Consider the following 15,976-nt stretch of genomic DNA (forward strand, 5'->3'; position numbering starts at 1 on the left):
CGCGCTCGCGCTCGGCGTCGGCCTCGTCTACTCGGTGGCCGTCACGAGCCTGCTCGCGCGCTCCGCGGACCGCGACTGGCTGACCGTCGCCCCCGAACTCGAGTACCTCGTGGTCGCCGCCGCGCTCTCGCTGGCCGCGCTCGCGTAGCCGGCCGCGGCGACCACCGTGGGACGGCACGACTTTTACGGTGGGGCGCGCCCTCTCGAACAACCAGTGGTCGCGCTCGCCCAACTGCTGACCGGGGTGTTGCTGGTCACCATCGCGGTGAGCTTCGCCGCCGGCCTGCTCGCGTGGCGGGAGCGACCGGAACCCGGGGCGTCCGCGCTCGTGTTGATGCTCGGCGGCGTCGTCTGGTGGGCGGCGTTCCTCGTGTTCGAACTGCAGGCGGACTCGGTGGCCCGGAAGCTCCTCTGGACGGAGGTCCAGTGGGTCGGCGTCGTCGTCATCCCCGTGGCGTGGCTGCTGTTCGCGCTCTCGTACAGCGGCCGCGACGAGTACGTCAGCCGGCGGGTGGTCGCGGCGCTGTTCGTCGTTCCGGTCGTGACCGTGGTGCTGGCGGCGACGACGCCGTACCACGACCTGCTCTACCAGTCGACGTCGACCGCGCGGTACGGCGACCTCGTGTTGCTCCAGCGCACCGGCGGCCCCTGGTACTGGGTGATAGCCGCGTACACGTACGTGCTCGGCGCGCTCGGGTTCGTCCCGCTGGTCGACCTCATCCGGAGCAACGCGACGCTGTTCCGCGGGCAGAGCGCCGCCCTCCTGTTCGGGTCGCTGACGCCGTGGGTGACGAACCTGCTGTCGGTCGCGGGCGCGCTCCCACTCCCGGAGTTCGACCCGACGCCCATCGCGTTCGCGGTGACCGGCGTCGCCTTCCTCGGCGCGCTCACGCAGTTCCGGCTGTTCGGCGCCAGCCCCGCGCCGAACTGGCGGGCGCGCCGGCTCGTCTTCGAGCGGATGGACGACGCCGCAATCGTCGTCGACAGCCACGGCTACGTCGTGGACGCCAACGAGAGCGCGCAGGGCCTGCTCGGCCAGCCCCGCCGCACCGCGATCGGCCGGCCCGTGGAGGAGCTGCTGCCGTCGCTGGGGTCGCTGGACGACGACTGCCTCGAACAGACGACCGTCTCGGTGGACGGCGACGAGACACCGTTCGACGTCTCCGTGACGCCGATCCGCGACGTCCGCGACCGGTTCATCGGGCGGGTCGTGACGTTCCACGACGTCAGCCAGTACCTCCGCCAGAAACAGCGCCTCGAGGTGTTGAACCGGGCGTTCCGCCACAACATCCGGACGGACACGCAGATGATTCTGGGGTACGCCGGCCAGCTGTCGCCGTCCTCCGAGGACGAGGCCGAGGCCGTCGAGATTCTCAAGGAGCGCACGGAGCGAATCCGGGACCTCGGCGAGAAGGCCCGAATCATCGTCGACCTCCTCGAACGCGAGCGGGACCCGCCGCAGCCGGTGCCGGTCGCGGAACTGGTCGGCGACCGCGTCGAGCGGCTCCGCGAGGCGTTCCCCGAGGTGGCCGTCGAGGTCGGCGACCTCCCGGCGGACTGCCGCGTGCCCGGGACGCTCCGGCCCGTCGTCTGGAACGTCCTCGAGAACGCCGCCGAACACAACGCGAGCGACGACCCCCGCGTCGAGGGTCGCGTCGAGGTGGCCGACGGCCGCGTCGAGATCCGCGTCGCGGACAACGGCCCCGGCATCGACGCGAGCGAGTACGCGGCCGTCGAGCGCGGGACCGAGACCCAGCTCGAGCACGCCAGCGGGCTCGGCCTCTGGCTGATCCACTGGGGCGCGGACATCGCCGGCGGCCGCGTGACGTTCGCGGACAACGAGCCGACCGGCGCCGTCGTCACGCTCGACGCCCCCCGGCTGGACGCGTGACTACTGCTGGTCGGCGTGGGCTTCGAGGGCGTCCGCCCGGAGCGCTTCCTCGGCCTCCGTCTCGCAGGCCAGCCGCGGCACCTCCGTCGGATTGCCGTCGTCGTCGAGCGCGACGAACGTGAAAAACGACGTCGTGGTCTTGCGCTCGGTCCCCTGCACGGGGTCCTCCGCGCGAACCTCGACTTTCACCTCGATGCTGGAGCGGCCGACGTCGAAGACGAACGCCTCCACGACGGCGACCTCGCCCATCTCGATGGGCGCGATGAAGTCGACGTGGTCCATCGACGCGGTGACGCACTGCTTGCCGGAGAACCGCATCGACGCGATGGCCGCGCAGATGTCCATCCAGTGGAGGACGGCGCCCCCGAGCGCGCGGCCGAGGTTGTTCGTGTCGTTCGGCAGGAGCAGCTCCGTCATCTCCGTGTAGGAGTCCATGAGGCGGGCCGGCTCTGTCATGGGACGTGGTTCTCCGCGAGTCGGCTTGAATGCTTCCGAGTGGCGACACCGCCGCAGAGCGCCTTCCGACAAGCGTAAGGCCGCCACAACTAACGTGGAGGTAATGAGCGAGGAATCCGCGGCCAGCGACGGGTCGGTTCGGGTCGTCGGGACCGCCCACGTCTCCGCGGACAGCGTCGAGGAGGTCGAGCGCGTCGTCGAGGCGGAGCAGCCCGACACGGTCGCCGTCGAACTCGACGAGGGGCGCTACCGCCAGATGCAGGGCGACGCGCCCGAGGACCTCGACGCCAGCGACCTCCTGAAGGGGAGCATGGCGTTCCAGTTCCTGGCGTACTGGCTGCTGTCGTACGTCCAGAAGCGGCTCGGCGACCAGTTCGGCATCGAGCCGGGCGCGGACATGAAGGCGGGCATCGACGCCGCCGAGCGGATCGGCGCGGACGTTGCGCTCGTCGACCGCGACATCCAGGTGACGATTCAGCGCTTCTGGGCGCGCATGACCGGCGTCGAGAAGCTCCGGCTGGTCGGCGAACTCGCGCTCGGGGTGACCGACAGCCGCACGCTCGGGCTGGGGTTCGGGGCGTTCGTCGGCTTCCTCGTCGGCGTCGTCGCGCAGTTCGTCGCCGGCCCGTTCCTGCTCCCGCCACCACCGGCGACCGTCGGCGTCGTCGAGACGGCGCTGGTCGTGCTGTCGGGGCTGGCGGAGACACTGCTGTTCGCGGGCGCCGGCGCGCTCGTGTTCGGCGCGGTGTTCGTCGCGCTGTTCGCGCGCGCCGCCCCCGAGGAGGACGTCGAGGAGTTCTCGATGGACGACCTCACGGACGCCGACGTGGTGTCCGCGATGATGGAGGAGTTCCGGCGGTTCAGCCCCGCGGGCGCGGAGGCCCTCATCGACGAGCGGGACGCCTACATCGCGCACAACCTCGTCGCGCTGCGCGCGCAGGGCAAACACGTCGTCGCGGTGCTCGGCGCGGGCCACCGCGAGGGCGTCGAGCACTACCTCGAGCACCCCGAGGAGCTCCCGCCGATGGAGTCGCTGACGGGCACGCGGAGCAGGCGGTTCTCGGTCGCCCGGGTCTTCGGCCTGCTCATCACCGTGGGCTTCCTCGTCTTCTTCGCGCTGCTGGTGATGGCGGGCGTCGACAACACCGTCCTGCTGCAGGTGTTCGGCGCGTGGTTTCTCTTCAATGGGGTCCTCTCGATGGGCGCCGCGAAGCTCGCGGGCGCCCACTGGACGAGCGCGGGCGTCGGCGGCGCGGTGGCGTGGCTGACCAGCATCAACCCCCTGCTCGCGCCCGGCTGGTTCGCGGGCTACGTGGAACTGCGCTACCTCTCCGTGCGGGTCGCGGACATCGGCACGCTGAACGAGCTCATGGACGACCAGGAGACGCCGATTCTGGACCTGCTCCGGCAGATGATCGAGGTGCCGCTGTTCCGGCTCATCGCGGTCGTCGCGATGACGAACGTCGGGAGCATCGTCGCGAGCGTGCTCTTCCCGTTCGTCGTGTTGCCGCTCATCGGCGGGCCCTTCGACAGCGTGGGCGCGGTCACGGACGCGATGCTGCGGGGCGCGCAGAACAGCGCGGACGCCGTCTGGGGGCTGGTACGGTGAACTTCAGCAACCGCGAGCTCCGGGACCTCGCGGTCGCGTGGCTGGCGCTCGGGCTGGCGTTCAGCCTGCTGTACGTCCCCGTCTCCGCGACCACGATCGTGGACGTGCTGGCGAGCGTGCGGTTCCGCGAGGAGTTCGCGCTGAGCCTGGCGACCGTCGGCGTCGCGTTCCTGCTGCACGAGCTCGCGCACAAGGTCGTCGCCGTCCGCTTCGGTCAGCACGCGGAGTTCCGCGCGGACTTCGGAATGCTCGCGCTCGCCGTCGCGGGCGGCTTCGCGGGGTTCCTGTTCGCGGCGCCGGGCGCGGTCCACCACCGCGGCCGCATCACGCCCCGCGAGCACGGCCTCATCGCGGTCGCGGGGGCGCTGACGAACGTCGCGCTCGCCGTCGTCTCGCTGGCGCTGATGCTGACGGTGGCGCCGACCATCGGGTGGCGCGGCCTGTTCATCAACGTCCTGCTGGCGGGGTTCAACATGATTCCGTTCGGGCCGCTGGACGGCGCGACGGTGCTGCGCTGGAACAAGGCCGCGTACGCGGCGGCCGCGGCGATCACCGTCGGCCCGGCGCTGCTGCTGTTCTTCGGGATATAGTCGTCCGCGCATAGACCGGCACGCTTTTCGCCCCGAGTTGCGCACGGTCGTGTATGAGCGACGGGAGCGACGACGAACTCACGTACGCCGAGGCGGGCGTGGACATCGAGGACAGCGAGGCGGCGACCGCGGCGCTGGTCGGCGCCGTCTCCGAGGTCGGGGACACGACCGAGTACGCGGGCCTCGTGGACGTCGGCGACCGGTACCTCGCGCTGGCGACCGACGGCGTCGGCACGAAACTGCTCGTGGCGGTCGCCCTCGGGGACTACTCGACGGTGGGCATCGACTGCATCGCGATGAACGTCAACGACCTCGTGGCCGCGGGCGTCGAACCCGCGGCGTTCGTGGACTACCTCGCGGTGGACGTGCCCGACGAGGCCCGCGCCGCCGAACTCGGCGAAGGGCTCGCCGCGGGCGCGGAAGAAGCCGGCGTCGCGCTCGTCGGCGGCGAGACAGCGGTGATGCCGGAGGTCGTCGAGGACTTCGACCTCGCGGGCACCGTGGCGGGACTCGCGACCGACGACGACCTGCTCGCGGGGGAGGCGCAAGCGGGCGACGTGCTCGTGGGGTTCGCGTCGTCTGGCATCCACTCGAACGGCCTCACGCTCGCCCGGGAGGCCGCCTCCCGAGCCGGCGGCTTCGACGAGCCGTTCCCCGGCGACGACTACGACACGGTGGGCGAGGCGCTGCTGGAGCCGACCCGCATCTACACCTACCTGCTCGATGCGCTGCACGAATACGACGTGCACGCCGCCGCCCACGTCACCGGGGGCGGGTGGACGAACCTCGAACGCATGGGAGAGTACCGCTACGACGTGACGGATCCGCTGCCCGCGCAAGACGTCTTCGCGTTCGTGCGGGACGCGGGCAACGTCGGCGACGAGGAGATGCACCGCACGTTCAACATGGGCACCGGGTTCGTGGTCGCGGTCGACCCCGCGGACGCCGACGCGCTAATCGACGCGACCGACGGCGAGCGAATCGGCGAAGTCGCCGACGGCGACGAGTCGAGCGTGGAGATCCGCGGCCTGTCGCTCTAACTGAGCCGCGCAGCGACGTCGGCCTGCGTGATGATGCCGACGGTCGCGCCGTCGTGGGTGACCATGACGGCCTTGTAGTGGTCCAGCAGGCTCGAGATCTCGTCGAGCGTGGCGTCCTCGGAGACGGTGGGGAAGCTCTCGCTCATCACGTCCCGCACGGGGTGTTCGCCGACGTCCTCGCCGGCGTGGACCACGTCGCTGTCGCTGATGGAGCCCACGGGGACGCCGTTCGTGATGACCGGGAGCTGGGAGTAGCCGGCGTCCTGCATCTTCTGGACGGCGTCGCTGACGGCGTCGTCGGGCGCGACGCTGACGACGTCCTCGTGCATCAGCGTCTTCGCGCGCACGACGTCGCCCTCGGCCTCGTCCAGCGCCTCGACGATGCGGCGCAGCGTGGACAGGCGGGGGTCGACGTCCCCGCCCTCGATGCGGGCGATGAGCGGCTGTGAGACGCCCGCGCGCTCGGCGAGCTCGCTCTGCGTGAGTTCCAGCGAGGTCCGCCGTTCGCGCAGGTCCTTCGGCGTCGGCAAACGCATACGCCGCAATAACCGACAGTTATTGATAAAGGTTCGGGAGGGTACGGTTACTCGCGGTTCGACTCGCCGCCCTCGTCCTCCTCGATGACCTCGATGACCTCGAGGGGGACGTCGCGGAGCGCGCCGCCGACCTCGCTCTTCGCGATGCGCTCGGCGTGCTCCTCGCTGTCCGCGTTGAAGACGGTGAGCTCGAGGACGAGCCCGACGAGCGCGGTGTTCGCCGCGAGGAACGCCGCGTCCAGCGGCTCGGCGCACGCCGGACAGGTCGTGACGCCGGCCTCGACTTCCACGTAGTCGAGGTCCTGGTCGTTCAGTCGCTTGCCGGCTTCGCTCACGGCGACGCCGATGGCGTCGTCGGAGTTCTCGACGTCACGCACCAGCCACGCGGCCTCCATCGCAACGACGTAGTTGCTCATACTCGTTCAACGCGGCGCGGAATGTCGTGCTTTGTGGTTTGGCCGCCTCGGGCGGACGTGACTCGAAACCACGCCATAACTTACGGCGTGGTGTCGGCACAGCGACGGCACCGCTACGGCTCGCTACGGGATTCGAGGGTCCCCGGCGGGCCGGAACCGCCGAAATCGAAAACCGCACGACTGCGGCGAGTTTGTCCGGCCCGACGCACCGGAAAGTACTTGTGCGGGTGTGTCCTGAGCCGTCACCATCCCGATGCTCGACCGCACCACCCGACTCGCGCTGTTCACGCTGTACCAGTCCGCCCTCGCCCTCGGCATCGCGTTGCTGCCCGTCGCGCTGGTCGCCCGGCAGGCCGGCGTCACGCTCCCGGTCCGGAAGCTCGTCGAGCGCACCGAGCGCGCCTACCGCGCGGCGAACTGAAGACGCAGCGTAGACGGCCGCTACCGCTCGATTCTCCCGCGTCGCGAATCCCCGGAAAAGATGGTTTTATCAGTCCCGGACTGGTAACGTCTGGTAATGTTCGACAGCAACGAGGGCTCGGAGTTCGCCCGGAACCAGGCACGGTTCGGCGGCACCCAGAACCCCTACGAGCCGGAAGTCGGCTCCCTCCCCGACGGCGACCGCTCGGGCGCGGACGACGAGTACGTGAACAAGACCGGCACCACCATCGTCGGCCTCACCACGCAGGACGGCGTCGTGATGGCCTCCGACATGCGCGCGAGCCTCGGCGGCCGCGTCGTCTCCAACAAGGACGTCCAGAAGGTCGAGGAGATCCAGCCGAACGCCGCGCTCTCGATGTCCGGCTCCGTCGGCGGCGCCCAGAGCTTCATCCGCTCGCTGCGCGCCGAGGCGAACCTCTACGAGGCCCGTCGCGGCGAGTACATGTCCGTCAACGCGCTCGCCACCATGGCGTCGAACCTCCTCCGCGGCGGCCCGTTCTTCCGCGTCGTCCCCATCCTCGGCGGCGTCGACGACGACGGCGGCCACGTCTACAGCCTCGACCCCTCGGGGAGTTCGCTGTCGGACAACTACACCGCGCAGGGCTCCGGGATGCCGTACGCGCTCGGCGTCCTCGAACAGGAGTTCAGCGAGGACCTCACCACCGACGAGGCCGTCACCGTCGCCGCGCAGGCCATCGACTCCGCCAGCGAGCGCGACACCGCCTCCGGTAACGGCATCCACGTCACGAAGATCACCCGCGAGAACGTCGAAATCATCGGCCACAAGGACGTCGACGACGTCCTGTAACGGCCGCCGTTCTTCTCTCTCTCCGACTCTCGGCGCCCCGCTAGTCGTCGAGCCCGTCGCCCCGCCCGAGCCAGTCAGCGAAGCTCCCGTCGAGGAGCGTCTCGCGCTGGTTCTCGATGTACTCGCACTGCATCGCGTACACGGCGTTCTCGAAGGAGTTGCCGTCGTAGAGCGCGCTCCGGATGCGGTCGCGCTTCCACGACGCGGGCGTGATCTCGTGGCGGGCGCGCTGGCGGAGCGGCCACAGGTACTTCGCGGCCTGCTCGTTCGAGAGCCCGCGGCGCCGCAGGCCGGCTTCCGCCTGCTCGAAGAGGTCCGCGTAGATGTCGGTGGTGTCGGTGACGCGGTCGCCGTCGCTGGTCAGCCACGCGAGGTCCGCGTCGAGGCCGTTGCGCGCGGCGTCGTAGAAGCTCTCGCGGGCGGTCTCCCAGTCGAGGTCGTACAGCGGGTGTTCGGTCCGCGGGAGGTTCTCCAGCAGCCCCGCGAACGCCGCCTGCACCGCGATGGTGTCCCGCACCGTCGGCTGGCCGGCGATGGGCCGGAACTCGATGCGGGCGTTGGCGTCCTCCTTCGAGGCGCCGCCGAACACCGGCCGCACCCACCGCCAGAACGTGCCGTGTTTGCGCCGCCAGTGCGCGAACTCGTCGTCGAAGCGGCCGCCGTCGGACACCGGCATCGGGACGATGGTGTTGTCCTCGGCGACCCGGTCGACGGCGTCCTCGACGCTCTCGAAGTCCTCGGGGAACCGGACCTTCTGCCGCTCGCCGGGGACGTTCAGCACGGACTCGAAGACGTCGATGCGGGACTCCTGCCAGCCGTCGACGAGGATCTCCTCGGGCGTGGCGTCCTCGTCGTAGAGGTCCGGCGGGAAGACCGGGGAGTTCACGCAGAGCGCCAGAAGCGGCGCCGCGAACCGGAGCGCGTACCGGAAGTACGTCGGCAGGTCGACGGCCTGCGGGACCTGGTAGTGGGGCTGGATGGACGTGATGAGCGCCTCCGGCATCACGGTGTCCGCCTCCAGGGAGACGTGCGGGGCGTCCAGTCGCATGCCCGCGGGCTGGTCGGTGTTCGCCATCGCGTGGTAGCGCGCGGACGCCGACATGTTCGTCGCGATCTCGACGCCCTCCCGGGAGACGCTGTTCGTGAGGTAGTCGCGGGCGGTCTCGCCCTCCGGCGGAATCGTCCACATGCCGTCGCTGACGAGGTGCAGCCCCTCCGCGTCCATCGGCTCCTCGGCGGCGTCGAGGTTCGCCCGCACCTCCGTCTCCTGTGCGCGCAGTCCGTGCTCGTTCAGCGGCTGGGGGCTCGTCGTCATCTCCGCGTTGTGGAGCCCGAGTTCCTTCTCGAAGCCGACGAACTCGAGGACGCGGCGCGGCACGCGCGCCAGCGACCCCTCGTCGTTGACCGCGTAGAACTCGTACTCGAGGCCGACGATGGCCTGCGGGTTGTCGAACGTGCCCGCGGCGATCTCGGCTTTCACGACCTCGGCGTCCTCGCGGACCTGCTGTTGGAACGCCTCGGCGTCCACGTCGAGCACGTCGTGCACTCGCTCCACGAGGTCCGGGCCTGTCATGGAGTGGGGTTTGTCGCCCCGCCCTTAATAAGCGCGGTGGGTGGGCCGGCCGCGGTTCGCGCGTTTTAACTGCGGGTGCTGGCTACCGGACGGTAATGGAATTCCGCTCGTTCGCCGCGCACGCCGCCGACGTCGAGGCGACGGACGCGGACCTCGACGTCGTCGCGAAGGTCGCGGCCCTGTTCGCGGAGGCCGGCGACGACCTCGCGGTCGTCGCGCGGTTCGTGCAGGGCCGGGTGTTCCCCGCGCACTCGGAGACGAAACTGGACGTCGGCCCGCGGCTCTGCTACGAGGCACTGGCGCGCGCGGCGGCGACGAACGTCAGCGTCGACGACGTCGAAGCCCGGCTCGCGGAGACCGGCGACATCGGCGAGGTGGCGGCGAACCTCGACCTCGGCGGACAGGCGGGACTGGGCGCGTTCGCGGCGGAGGGCGGCGACGACGGCCTGTCGGTCGCGGACGTGTACGCGGACCTGCGGGCACTGGCGGCCGCCGAGGGAGACGGCAGCCAGGACGAGAAGGTCACCCTGCTGTTCGGGCTGTTCAACGACTGCTCGGGCGAGGAGGCCCGCTACCTCGCGCGGCTCGTGCTCGGGGAGATGCGCATCGGCGTCGGCGAGGGCGCGGTCCGGGACGCCATCGCGGAGGCGTTCGATGTCGCCGTCGAGTCCACGGAGCGCGCGCTCCAGGTGTCGAACGACTACGGGCTCGTCGCGGAGACCGCCCGCGACGACGGCGAAGAAGGCCTCGACGCGATGCACCTCGAAGTCGGGCGGCCCGTGCAGGCGATGCTCGCGCAGGCCGGCACCGTCACCGACGCCCTCGAAGAGTGGGAGGAAGCGGCCGTGGAGACGAAGTTCGACGGCGCGCGCGTCCAGGTCCACTGGGACGGCGAGGAGGTGTCGCTGTACTCCCGGAACATGGAGGACGTCACGGACGCGCTCCCGGAGCTCGTGGAGTTCGTCGAGGAGCACGTCGAGGCGCCCGTAATCCTGGACGGGGAGGCGGTCGCGGTCGACGACGACGGCAGCCCGCTCCCGTTCCAGGAGATCCTGAAGCGGTTCCGCCGCAAGCACGACGTCGCGGAGATGCGCGACGAGATTCGCGTCGAACTGCACGCCTTCGACTGCCTGCACGCGGGCGGGGAGGACCTGCTGGACGAGCCGTTCCGCGAGCGCCACGAGCGCCTCCGGGCGGTCGTCGACGACGAGTCCGCGGTCTCCGAGATTCTGGTGACCGAGGACGCCGACGAGATTGCGGCCTTCGAGGAGGACGCCCTCGAAGCGGGCCACGAGGGCATCATGCTGAAGGACCCGTACGCGGCGTACACGCCCGGCGACCGCGGGAAGCACTGGCTGAAGCGCAAGCCCGACGTGGAGACCCTCGATTTGGTGGTGACGGGCGCCGAGTGGGGCGAGGGGCGCCGGGCGTCGTTCCTCGGGACGTTCCTGCTGTCGGCCCGCGACGAGGCGACCGGCGAGTTCGAGACCATCGGGAAGGTGGCGACGGGCATCACGGACGAGGAACTCGCGGACCTGACGGCGCTCCTCGAACCGCACGTCCGCGCGGAGGACGGCCAGGAGGTCGACCTCGAGCCCGCGGTCGTCTTCGAGGTCGGCTACGAGGAGATCCAGACGTCGCCGACCTACGAGTCGGGCTACGCGCTGCGGTTCCCGCGGTTCGTCACCGTCCGCGAGGACAAACCCCCGGAGGACGCCGACACCATCGAGCGCGTCGAACGGCTCGCCGACCGGCAGGGCTGAGTACGGTGGGCTTACCGCTCGCGCGCGGCGGCTAACAATACCCCCGGCGGCCGTCGACCCGGTATGACGACCACACTCATCGGGTGGACGGCGGGCGCGAAGTTCGGCTGGCCCGCGCTGTCGACGGGCGGCGGCTTCCTCGAACTCGCGGTGATCTTCCTCGTGCTCGCGGTCGTCGCCGCGATACTGGGCGCCCGCGGCGTCGCCGGCGTCAGCGCCACCATCGCGAAGTGGCTGGTGCTCGTGTTCCTCGTGCTCGCGGTCGTCTCGTTCTTCCTGTAGGCGGCGGTGCGTTGAACACGCCGGCGCGCCACGTGGGCGTATGAACGTCCGTGGCGCCGTCGTGGACCTCGACGGCACCGTCCTCCGCGGCGAGACGGCTCCTCCCCGGGGCCGCCGACGCCGTGGCCGCGCTCCGGGGGCGCCTCGAGCGCGTGCTCTTCCTGACGAACAACCCGACGGTGCCGGCCGGCGAGTACGCCGCGCGGCTCACCGAACTGGGCGTCGACGCGACCGCCGACGACGTGCTCACGTCGACCGCCGCGACGGTCGCGTACCTCCGCGAACGGCACGACGGGGCGGCGACGTTCCCCATCGCGGAGTCCTCGATCGTCGACCAGCTGCGGGCCGCGGACGTGTCGCTGACCGACGACCCCGCGACCGCCGAGGTGGTCGTCGCGGGCTTCGACCGGGAGTTCCACTACCGCGACCTGCAGGCCGCCCTTGACGCGCTCGGCGACGAGACGGCGTTCGTCGGCACGGACCGCGACCGCACGATTCCCGGCGAGGACGGCCCAATCCCGGGGTCGGGCGCCATCATCCGGGCCGTCGCGGGCGTCACCGGGCGCGAGCCGGACGCAGTCCTGGGGAAGCCGTCCGCGACGACCGCGCGCCTCGCGGCCGACCGGCTCGGCGTCCCGAGCGAGGACTGCGTGCTCGTCGGCGACCGCCTCGACACCGACGTCGCGATGGGCGAACGGACGGGGATGACGACGGTGCTCGTGCGGACGGGCGTCAGCGGCGACGCCGACCTCGCGGACAGCGACGTCCAGCCGGACTACGTCTGCGACTCGCTGGCCGACGTCCCCGACCTGGTCGGTTAGTCGTGGAAGTACGGCGCGGCGAGGACGAACCCGGCGACCGTGAGCGCGAGCGCGTAGCCGAACGCGGCGGCGTACGAGCCGGTCGCCTGAATCAGCTCGCCGGCGACCAGCGGCGCGCTGAACGCGCCGAACAGCCCGACGCTCGTGAGCAGCGCGACCGCGGTGGTGACGCTGTCGTCGTCGACGGTCCGCGGGACGACGCTGAAGAAGAGCCCGAGGCTCAGCTGCACGAAGTAGCCGCCGACGAGCAGGAACGCGGCGACGACGAGGTACGTCGAGGAGGCCGCGATGCCGACGAGCGTGATTCCGGAGACGACCAGCGACGCGAGCACGACCGGGCGGGCGCGGCCGCCGAACAGCCGGTCGGTGACGACGCCGCCGCTGGCGCGCGCGGCGGCCCCCAGCAGGGGGAACGTCGCGGTGAGCGCGCCGCTTTGCGCGAGCGACAGCGACAGCTCGGTGGTGAGGTACGTCGGCACCCAGCTGTTCACGAAGAGGTACAGCGAGTACGAGACGAACCCGAGCGCGCAGACGAGCAGGACCGCGCGGTTCCGCGCGACCGCGAGCACGCCACGGAGCGCGGGCACTTCGCCGGTGCCGCCGCCGGCGAGCGCGTCGTCCCAGCGGAGGAGGATGGCGGCGAGCGCGGGCACCAGCAGTAGCGGGTACGCGAGGAAGACGGAGGCGGTGCCGAACTCGGCGACGAGCGTCGGGCCGGTGAGGTGGCCGACGGCGAACCCGATGGGGCCGCTAGCGGTGTAGAGGCCGGTCGCGGTGGCGGCGTTCCGGAACTGCCCGAAGACCGTGAGGCCGGTGTTCCAGAAGAGCACGAAGCCCAGTCCCGCCACCACCCGGGCCCACAGCACCGGCCAGTAGGCGCCCTGCCGGGCGAACTGCCAGCTCGCGACGCCGCCGACGAGGAAGAACGCGGTCGCGAGCGCGAAGCTCCGGGGCGCGCCGAACCGGTCGACGACCGCGCCCGCGGGAAGGCTGGCGACGACGGCGACGCCGAGCATCACGCTGACGAGCCAGTTCACCGCCGCGGGGGTGGCGCCGAGCTGGTCGGCGAGCACGGGCGTCGTGCTCGCGGGCACGATCTCGTAGGCGCCCGAGGCGAGGGCCGTCGCGAGGACGCCGACGACCACGACCGGGTGCTCGGAGAGCGCCGGGCGGGAGTCCATACCGGCGACGCGGGCCGCAGGGACAAGTCGCTGTCCCCGGCGGCAAGACGGGACCGCTACAGGACGCCCATCTCGTCGAGGCGCTCGGGGAGGTAGGTGTCGGTGACGAAGTCAAGCCCGCGGGACGCCAGCGCCTGCTGTTCGGCCTTCTTGTCGATATCGAGCTGGAGCTCGATCTGCTCGGTCCAGAAGTCGCTCTGGAACCGCGGGTCCTCGAGTTCGGACTCGAGGGCGTTCACGTCCGAGTCGGACAGCGGGTCCGTCGGCAGGTCGTAGTCGACGATGTCCTGCGGGCGGATGCCGACGAACTGCGCCGCCGGCGTGGCGAGGTACTCCGAGAGGTGCGCGGACTTGATGGAGCCGTACGAGACGGAGCCGAAGATGCGGTACGACCACGGGTCGCCGTCAGTGAACACGGTGATGGGGAGGTCGAGTTCGTCGTGGAGGCGCTTGGTGAGCCGGCGGGTCGCCCGCGCGGGCTGACCGCGAGGTGGACGACGAGGCAGTCGTACTCGTCGTCGAAACCGTTCTCCACGAGGCGGTCGCGCATCCCGCCGGTCTCCACGCACATCACGAACTCCGCGTCGCAGTCGAGGAACTCGATGGTGTCGGGGTTGTTCGGAATCTGGTAGCCGCCCTGCCCGACGTCGTCCTGGCAGTGGATCTCGCGGTCGCCGCGGTTGGTCTGCTCGCGGATGCGCAGCGGCCCCATCACCTTCGCGCCGGACTCCTCGGGGCGCATGTGGAAATCCTCGCGCTTCACGCCGGAGACGATCTCGAGGTCCTCGACGAGCTTGTCGGACTCGCTCTGGTCGTTGAACTGGGCCTCCTCCTCGTCCCACGACTCGGAGAGGTAGTACAGCTCACGCAGCGTCGACGAGCGGTTCTCGTCGAGCTGCTGGGCGAGGAAGTCGATGGTGTAGACGGACTTCAGGAGCTTCCGGGCGCCGCGCACGGAGTTCGCCGACCGCGTGCTCGTGCGGTCGCCGTACACCCACACGTCGGCGTCCGGGTCGTACTCGATGTTGGACTTCGAGCGCGTCGGCAGCGTCATCTTCGGGACGTCGCCGCGCTCGAACTGGTCGTAGAACTGTTCGGCCAGCTCGACGAGCTGGTCGCGGGCGTCGTCGCCCTTCGGTGTGTCTGGGGTGTTTGCGTCGCTCATTCGTTGACAGTGAGGCGGGCGTCCTCGACGCCCTGTACGGAGAGGTCGAACTCCGCGTCGTCCGGCACGCTGTACGTCAGCTCCTCGGCGTCGCCGCCGGCGACCGACGGCGACCACTTCACGAACCACTCGCCGTCCATCTCCACGACGCTGCCGTCGGAGGCGTCGGCGGGCTCGGCGGTGACGATGTCCGTGACGTCGACGTCGGCGGCCGTGCTGCCGTGGTTCTCCACGCGCAGCGTCACGTCGCCGCCGTCGTACTCGCGCTCGACGAGGACGTTGTTCATGATGCGCGCCAGCGAGTCCTCGACGTCGAGGTCGCCGTTGCCCGTCATCTCGGAGACCTTCTCCGCCATCGTCGGGAGGATGTCCATGATGACGTTCTGCTTCTGCTGGCGCTTGCGCATCGACTGGCGCTTGTTCAGGAAGGACTTGAGGTCGCGGGCGGCTTCGCGGACCGCGAGCTCGATCTCGTCCTCGATCTCCTCCACGGACGCGACGGCGTCCTTGGACTCGCTGGTGAACGGCACGTTCGTCGACGCGACGTGGACCATGATGACCGCGGGGCCCTGCGGGAGGCCGCTACCGCCGGGCTGGTCGAGGTTGTAGTTCCGCCAGCCGATGTCCTTCACGACGTTCGTGGTCGCGCAGGCGCCGCGCTGGTAGACCAGCGGCACGCGGTTCGCGAACCGCAGCAGGTCGACGCCGCCCTGGTCCTCGAGCTCGCCGCCGTACGCGATGCCGGCCTCGACGATGAACGGGTCGCCGCCGTGGACTTCGGCGTCCCGGGTGGCCGCCGAGTAGAACTCCGCGTCGAACTCCTTCCGGAGGCCGGCCTCTACGAGGTCGGCCTTGATGGGGGAGAGACACGAGGTCGGCGGCGCCATCACGTCGACGCTCTCCATCGCCGCCAGCAGCTCGCTGGCGGTGTCGCGGTCGCCCGCGACGTCCTTCGTCTTCGGCGGGTCGTCGGGGACGGTCGCCATGTCCGTCCAGAGCTCCTCGACGACGTTCTCGCGGGCGGTGTCGCCGACGGTTGCGTCCTCGACCTCCTCGGTCATCTCGGCGGCGCGGTAGACGAACTCCGCGAGTTCGTCGCGGGTCACGCGGTCTCGGGGCGTGTCCTCGCCGAACTTGTCGGCGACGCGCTCGGCCAGTCCGCGCACGGTCGCGTCGTCCTTCTGGGTGGTCGTCGCCGCGTCGACCGCGACGAACACGTCGGCCGCGCGGTCCTCGGTGAGCGCGTCCCAGACCGCGTCGACGACGTGCTCCTGCACGGTGCCGCCGAACGTCGTCCCCGAGGACTCTTCGGCTTCGGCGGCGGCGTCCGCAACGAGCGCTTCGAGTTCGGAGTACGCGACGGCGTCGGCGTCTTCGACGGCGTCCGCGACGCGCTCGGCGAAC

The 15,976-nt window shown here is 70.7% G+C and carries 13 protein-coding genes and 3 pseudogenes; 9 read left to right on the plus strand and 7 right to left on the minus strand.

Features of this window, described 5'->3' with window-relative positions:
• The first annotated feature begins 214 nt into the window (after positions 1 to 214).
• Positions 215 to 1,891, plus strand: coding sequence for a histidine kinase N-terminal 7TM domain-containing protein (locus GJ634_RS09420; RefSeq protein ID WP_197425471.1), 1,677 nt, complete (start codon positions 215 to 217; stop codon positions 1,889 to 1,891).
• Here the strand turns inward: GJ634_RS09420 and GJ634_RS09425 are convergent, their stop codons facing one another.
• A complete protein-coding gene (locus GJ634_RS09425; protein WP_157502458.1) occupies positions 1,892 to 2,347 on the minus strand; it encodes an acyl-CoA thioesterase in 456 nt (151 codons plus the stop codon).
• Between the two features lie 103 nt (positions 2,348 to 2,450).
• Here GJ634_RS09425 and GJ634_RS09430 point away from each other — a divergent pair, with 103 nt between their 5' ends.
• From GJ634_RS09430 to purM, 3 genes are read left to right on the plus strand one after another with little or no spacing between them, the layout of a single operon-like run.
• Positions 2,451 to 3,956, plus strand: a complete 1,506-nt coding sequence (locus GJ634_RS09430; protein WP_157502459.1) for a TraB/GumN family protein — start codon at positions 2,451 to 2,453, stop codon at positions 3,954 to 3,956.
• Positions 3,953 to 4,546, plus strand: a complete 594-nt coding sequence (locus GJ634_RS09435) for a metalloprotease (protein ID WP_331714086.1) — start codon at positions 3,953 to 3,955, stop codon at positions 4,544 to 4,546. The genes GJ634_RS09430 and GJ634_RS09435 overlap by 4 nt, the downstream gene beginning before the upstream one ends.
• A gap of 53 nt (positions 4,547 to 4,599) precedes the next feature.
• Positions 4,600 to 5,586: a phosphoribosylformylglycinamidine cyclo-ligase gene (gene purM, locus GJ634_RS09440; RefSeq protein ID WP_157502460.1), complete on the plus strand. Its 987-nt coding sequence runs from the start codon at positions 4,600 to 4,602 to the stop codon at positions 5,584 to 5,586.
• Here the strand turns inward: purM and GJ634_RS09445 are convergent.
• On the minus strand, positions 5,583 to 6,122 hold the full coding sequence (locus GJ634_RS09445; protein WP_157502461.1) for a CBS domain-containing protein: 540 nt from the start codon (positions 6,120 to 6,122) through the stop codon (positions 5,583 to 5,585). The genes purM and GJ634_RS09445 overlap by 4 nt on opposite strands.
• 47 nt (positions 6,123 to 6,169) lie before the next feature.
• Positions 6,170 to 6,538: a DUF555 domain-containing protein gene (locus GJ634_RS09450; protein WP_157502462.1), complete on the minus strand. Its 369-nt coding sequence runs from the start codon at positions 6,536 to 6,538 to the stop codon at positions 6,170 to 6,172.
• 253 nt (positions 6,539 to 6,791) lie between these two features.
• Here GJ634_RS09450 and GJ634_RS15510 point away from each other — a divergent pair, with 253 nt between their 5' ends.
• Together GJ634_RS15510 and psmB are read left to right on the plus strand one after the other, a co-directional pair.
• Positions 6,792 to 6,959: a hypothetical protein gene (locus tag GJ634_RS15510; RefSeq protein ID WP_197425472.1), complete on the plus strand. Its 168-nt coding sequence runs from the start codon at positions 6,792 to 6,794 to the stop codon at positions 6,957 to 6,959.
• A gap of 96 nt (positions 6,960 to 7,055) precedes the next feature.
• Positions 7,056 to 7,787: an archaeal proteasome endopeptidase complex subunit beta gene (gene psmB, locus GJ634_RS09455; RefSeq protein WP_157502463.1), complete on the plus strand. Its 732-nt coding sequence runs from the start codon at positions 7,056 to 7,058 to the stop codon at positions 7,785 to 7,787.
• A gap of 40 nt (positions 7,788 to 7,827) precedes the next feature.
• Here psmB and GJ634_RS09460 read toward each other — a convergent pair whose 3' ends face one another.
• Complete coding sequence (locus GJ634_RS09460; RefSeq protein WP_157502464.1) at positions 7,828 to 9,360, minus strand: hypothetical protein; 1,533 nt, start codon at positions 9,358 to 9,360, stop codon at positions 7,828 to 7,830.
• Positions 9,361 to 9,455: 95 nt separating this feature from the next.
• Between GJ634_RS09460 and ligA the strand changes: the two genes are divergently transcribed.
• The 3 genes and pseudogenes from ligA to GJ634_RS09475 all read left to right on the plus strand — a co-directional run bounded on the left by ligA (position 9,456) and on the right by GJ634_RS09475 (position 12,226).
• Complete coding sequence (gene ligA, locus GJ634_RS09465; RefSeq protein WP_157502465.1) at positions 9,456 to 11,123, plus strand: ATP-dependent DNA ligase LigA; 1,668 nt, start codon at positions 9,456 to 9,458, stop codon at positions 11,121 to 11,123.
• Positions 11,124 to 11,186: 63 nt separating this feature from the next.
• A complete protein-coding gene (locus GJ634_RS09470; protein WP_157502466.1) occupies positions 11,187 to 11,405 on the plus strand; it encodes a DUF1328 domain-containing protein in 219 nt (72 codons plus the stop codon).
• Between the two features lie 40 nt (positions 11,406 to 11,445).
• Positions 11,446 to 12,226: pseudogene (locus GJ634_RS09475) on the plus strand (HAD-IIA family hydrolase).
• On the opposite strand, the gene GJ634_RS09480 reads toward GJ634_RS09475, so the two are convergent.
• The 3 genes and pseudogenes from GJ634_RS09480 to GJ634_RS09490 form a co-directional block, all read right to left on the minus strand.
• On the minus strand, positions 12,223 to 13,407 hold the full coding sequence (locus GJ634_RS09480) for a nitrate/nitrite transporter (RefSeq protein WP_157502467.1): 1,185 nt from the start codon (positions 13,405 to 13,407) through the stop codon (positions 12,223 to 12,225). The pseudogene GJ634_RS09475 and the gene GJ634_RS09480 overlap by 4 nt on opposite strands.
• 56 nt (positions 13,408 to 13,463) lie before the next feature.
• Positions 13,464 to 14,572, minus strand: a pseudogene (locus GJ634_RS09485) (DNA topoisomerase IV subunit A).
• Positions 14,569 to 15,976, minus strand: a pseudogene (locus GJ634_RS09490) (DNA topoisomerase VI subunit B); the annotation flags it as partial. The pseudogenes GJ634_RS09485 and GJ634_RS09490, both read right to left, overlap by 4 nt.

The organism is Halobacterium sp. CBA1126 (assembly GCF_009741975.1).
GTDB lineage: Archaea > Halobacteriota > Halobacteria > Halobacteriales > Halobacteriaceae > Halobacterium.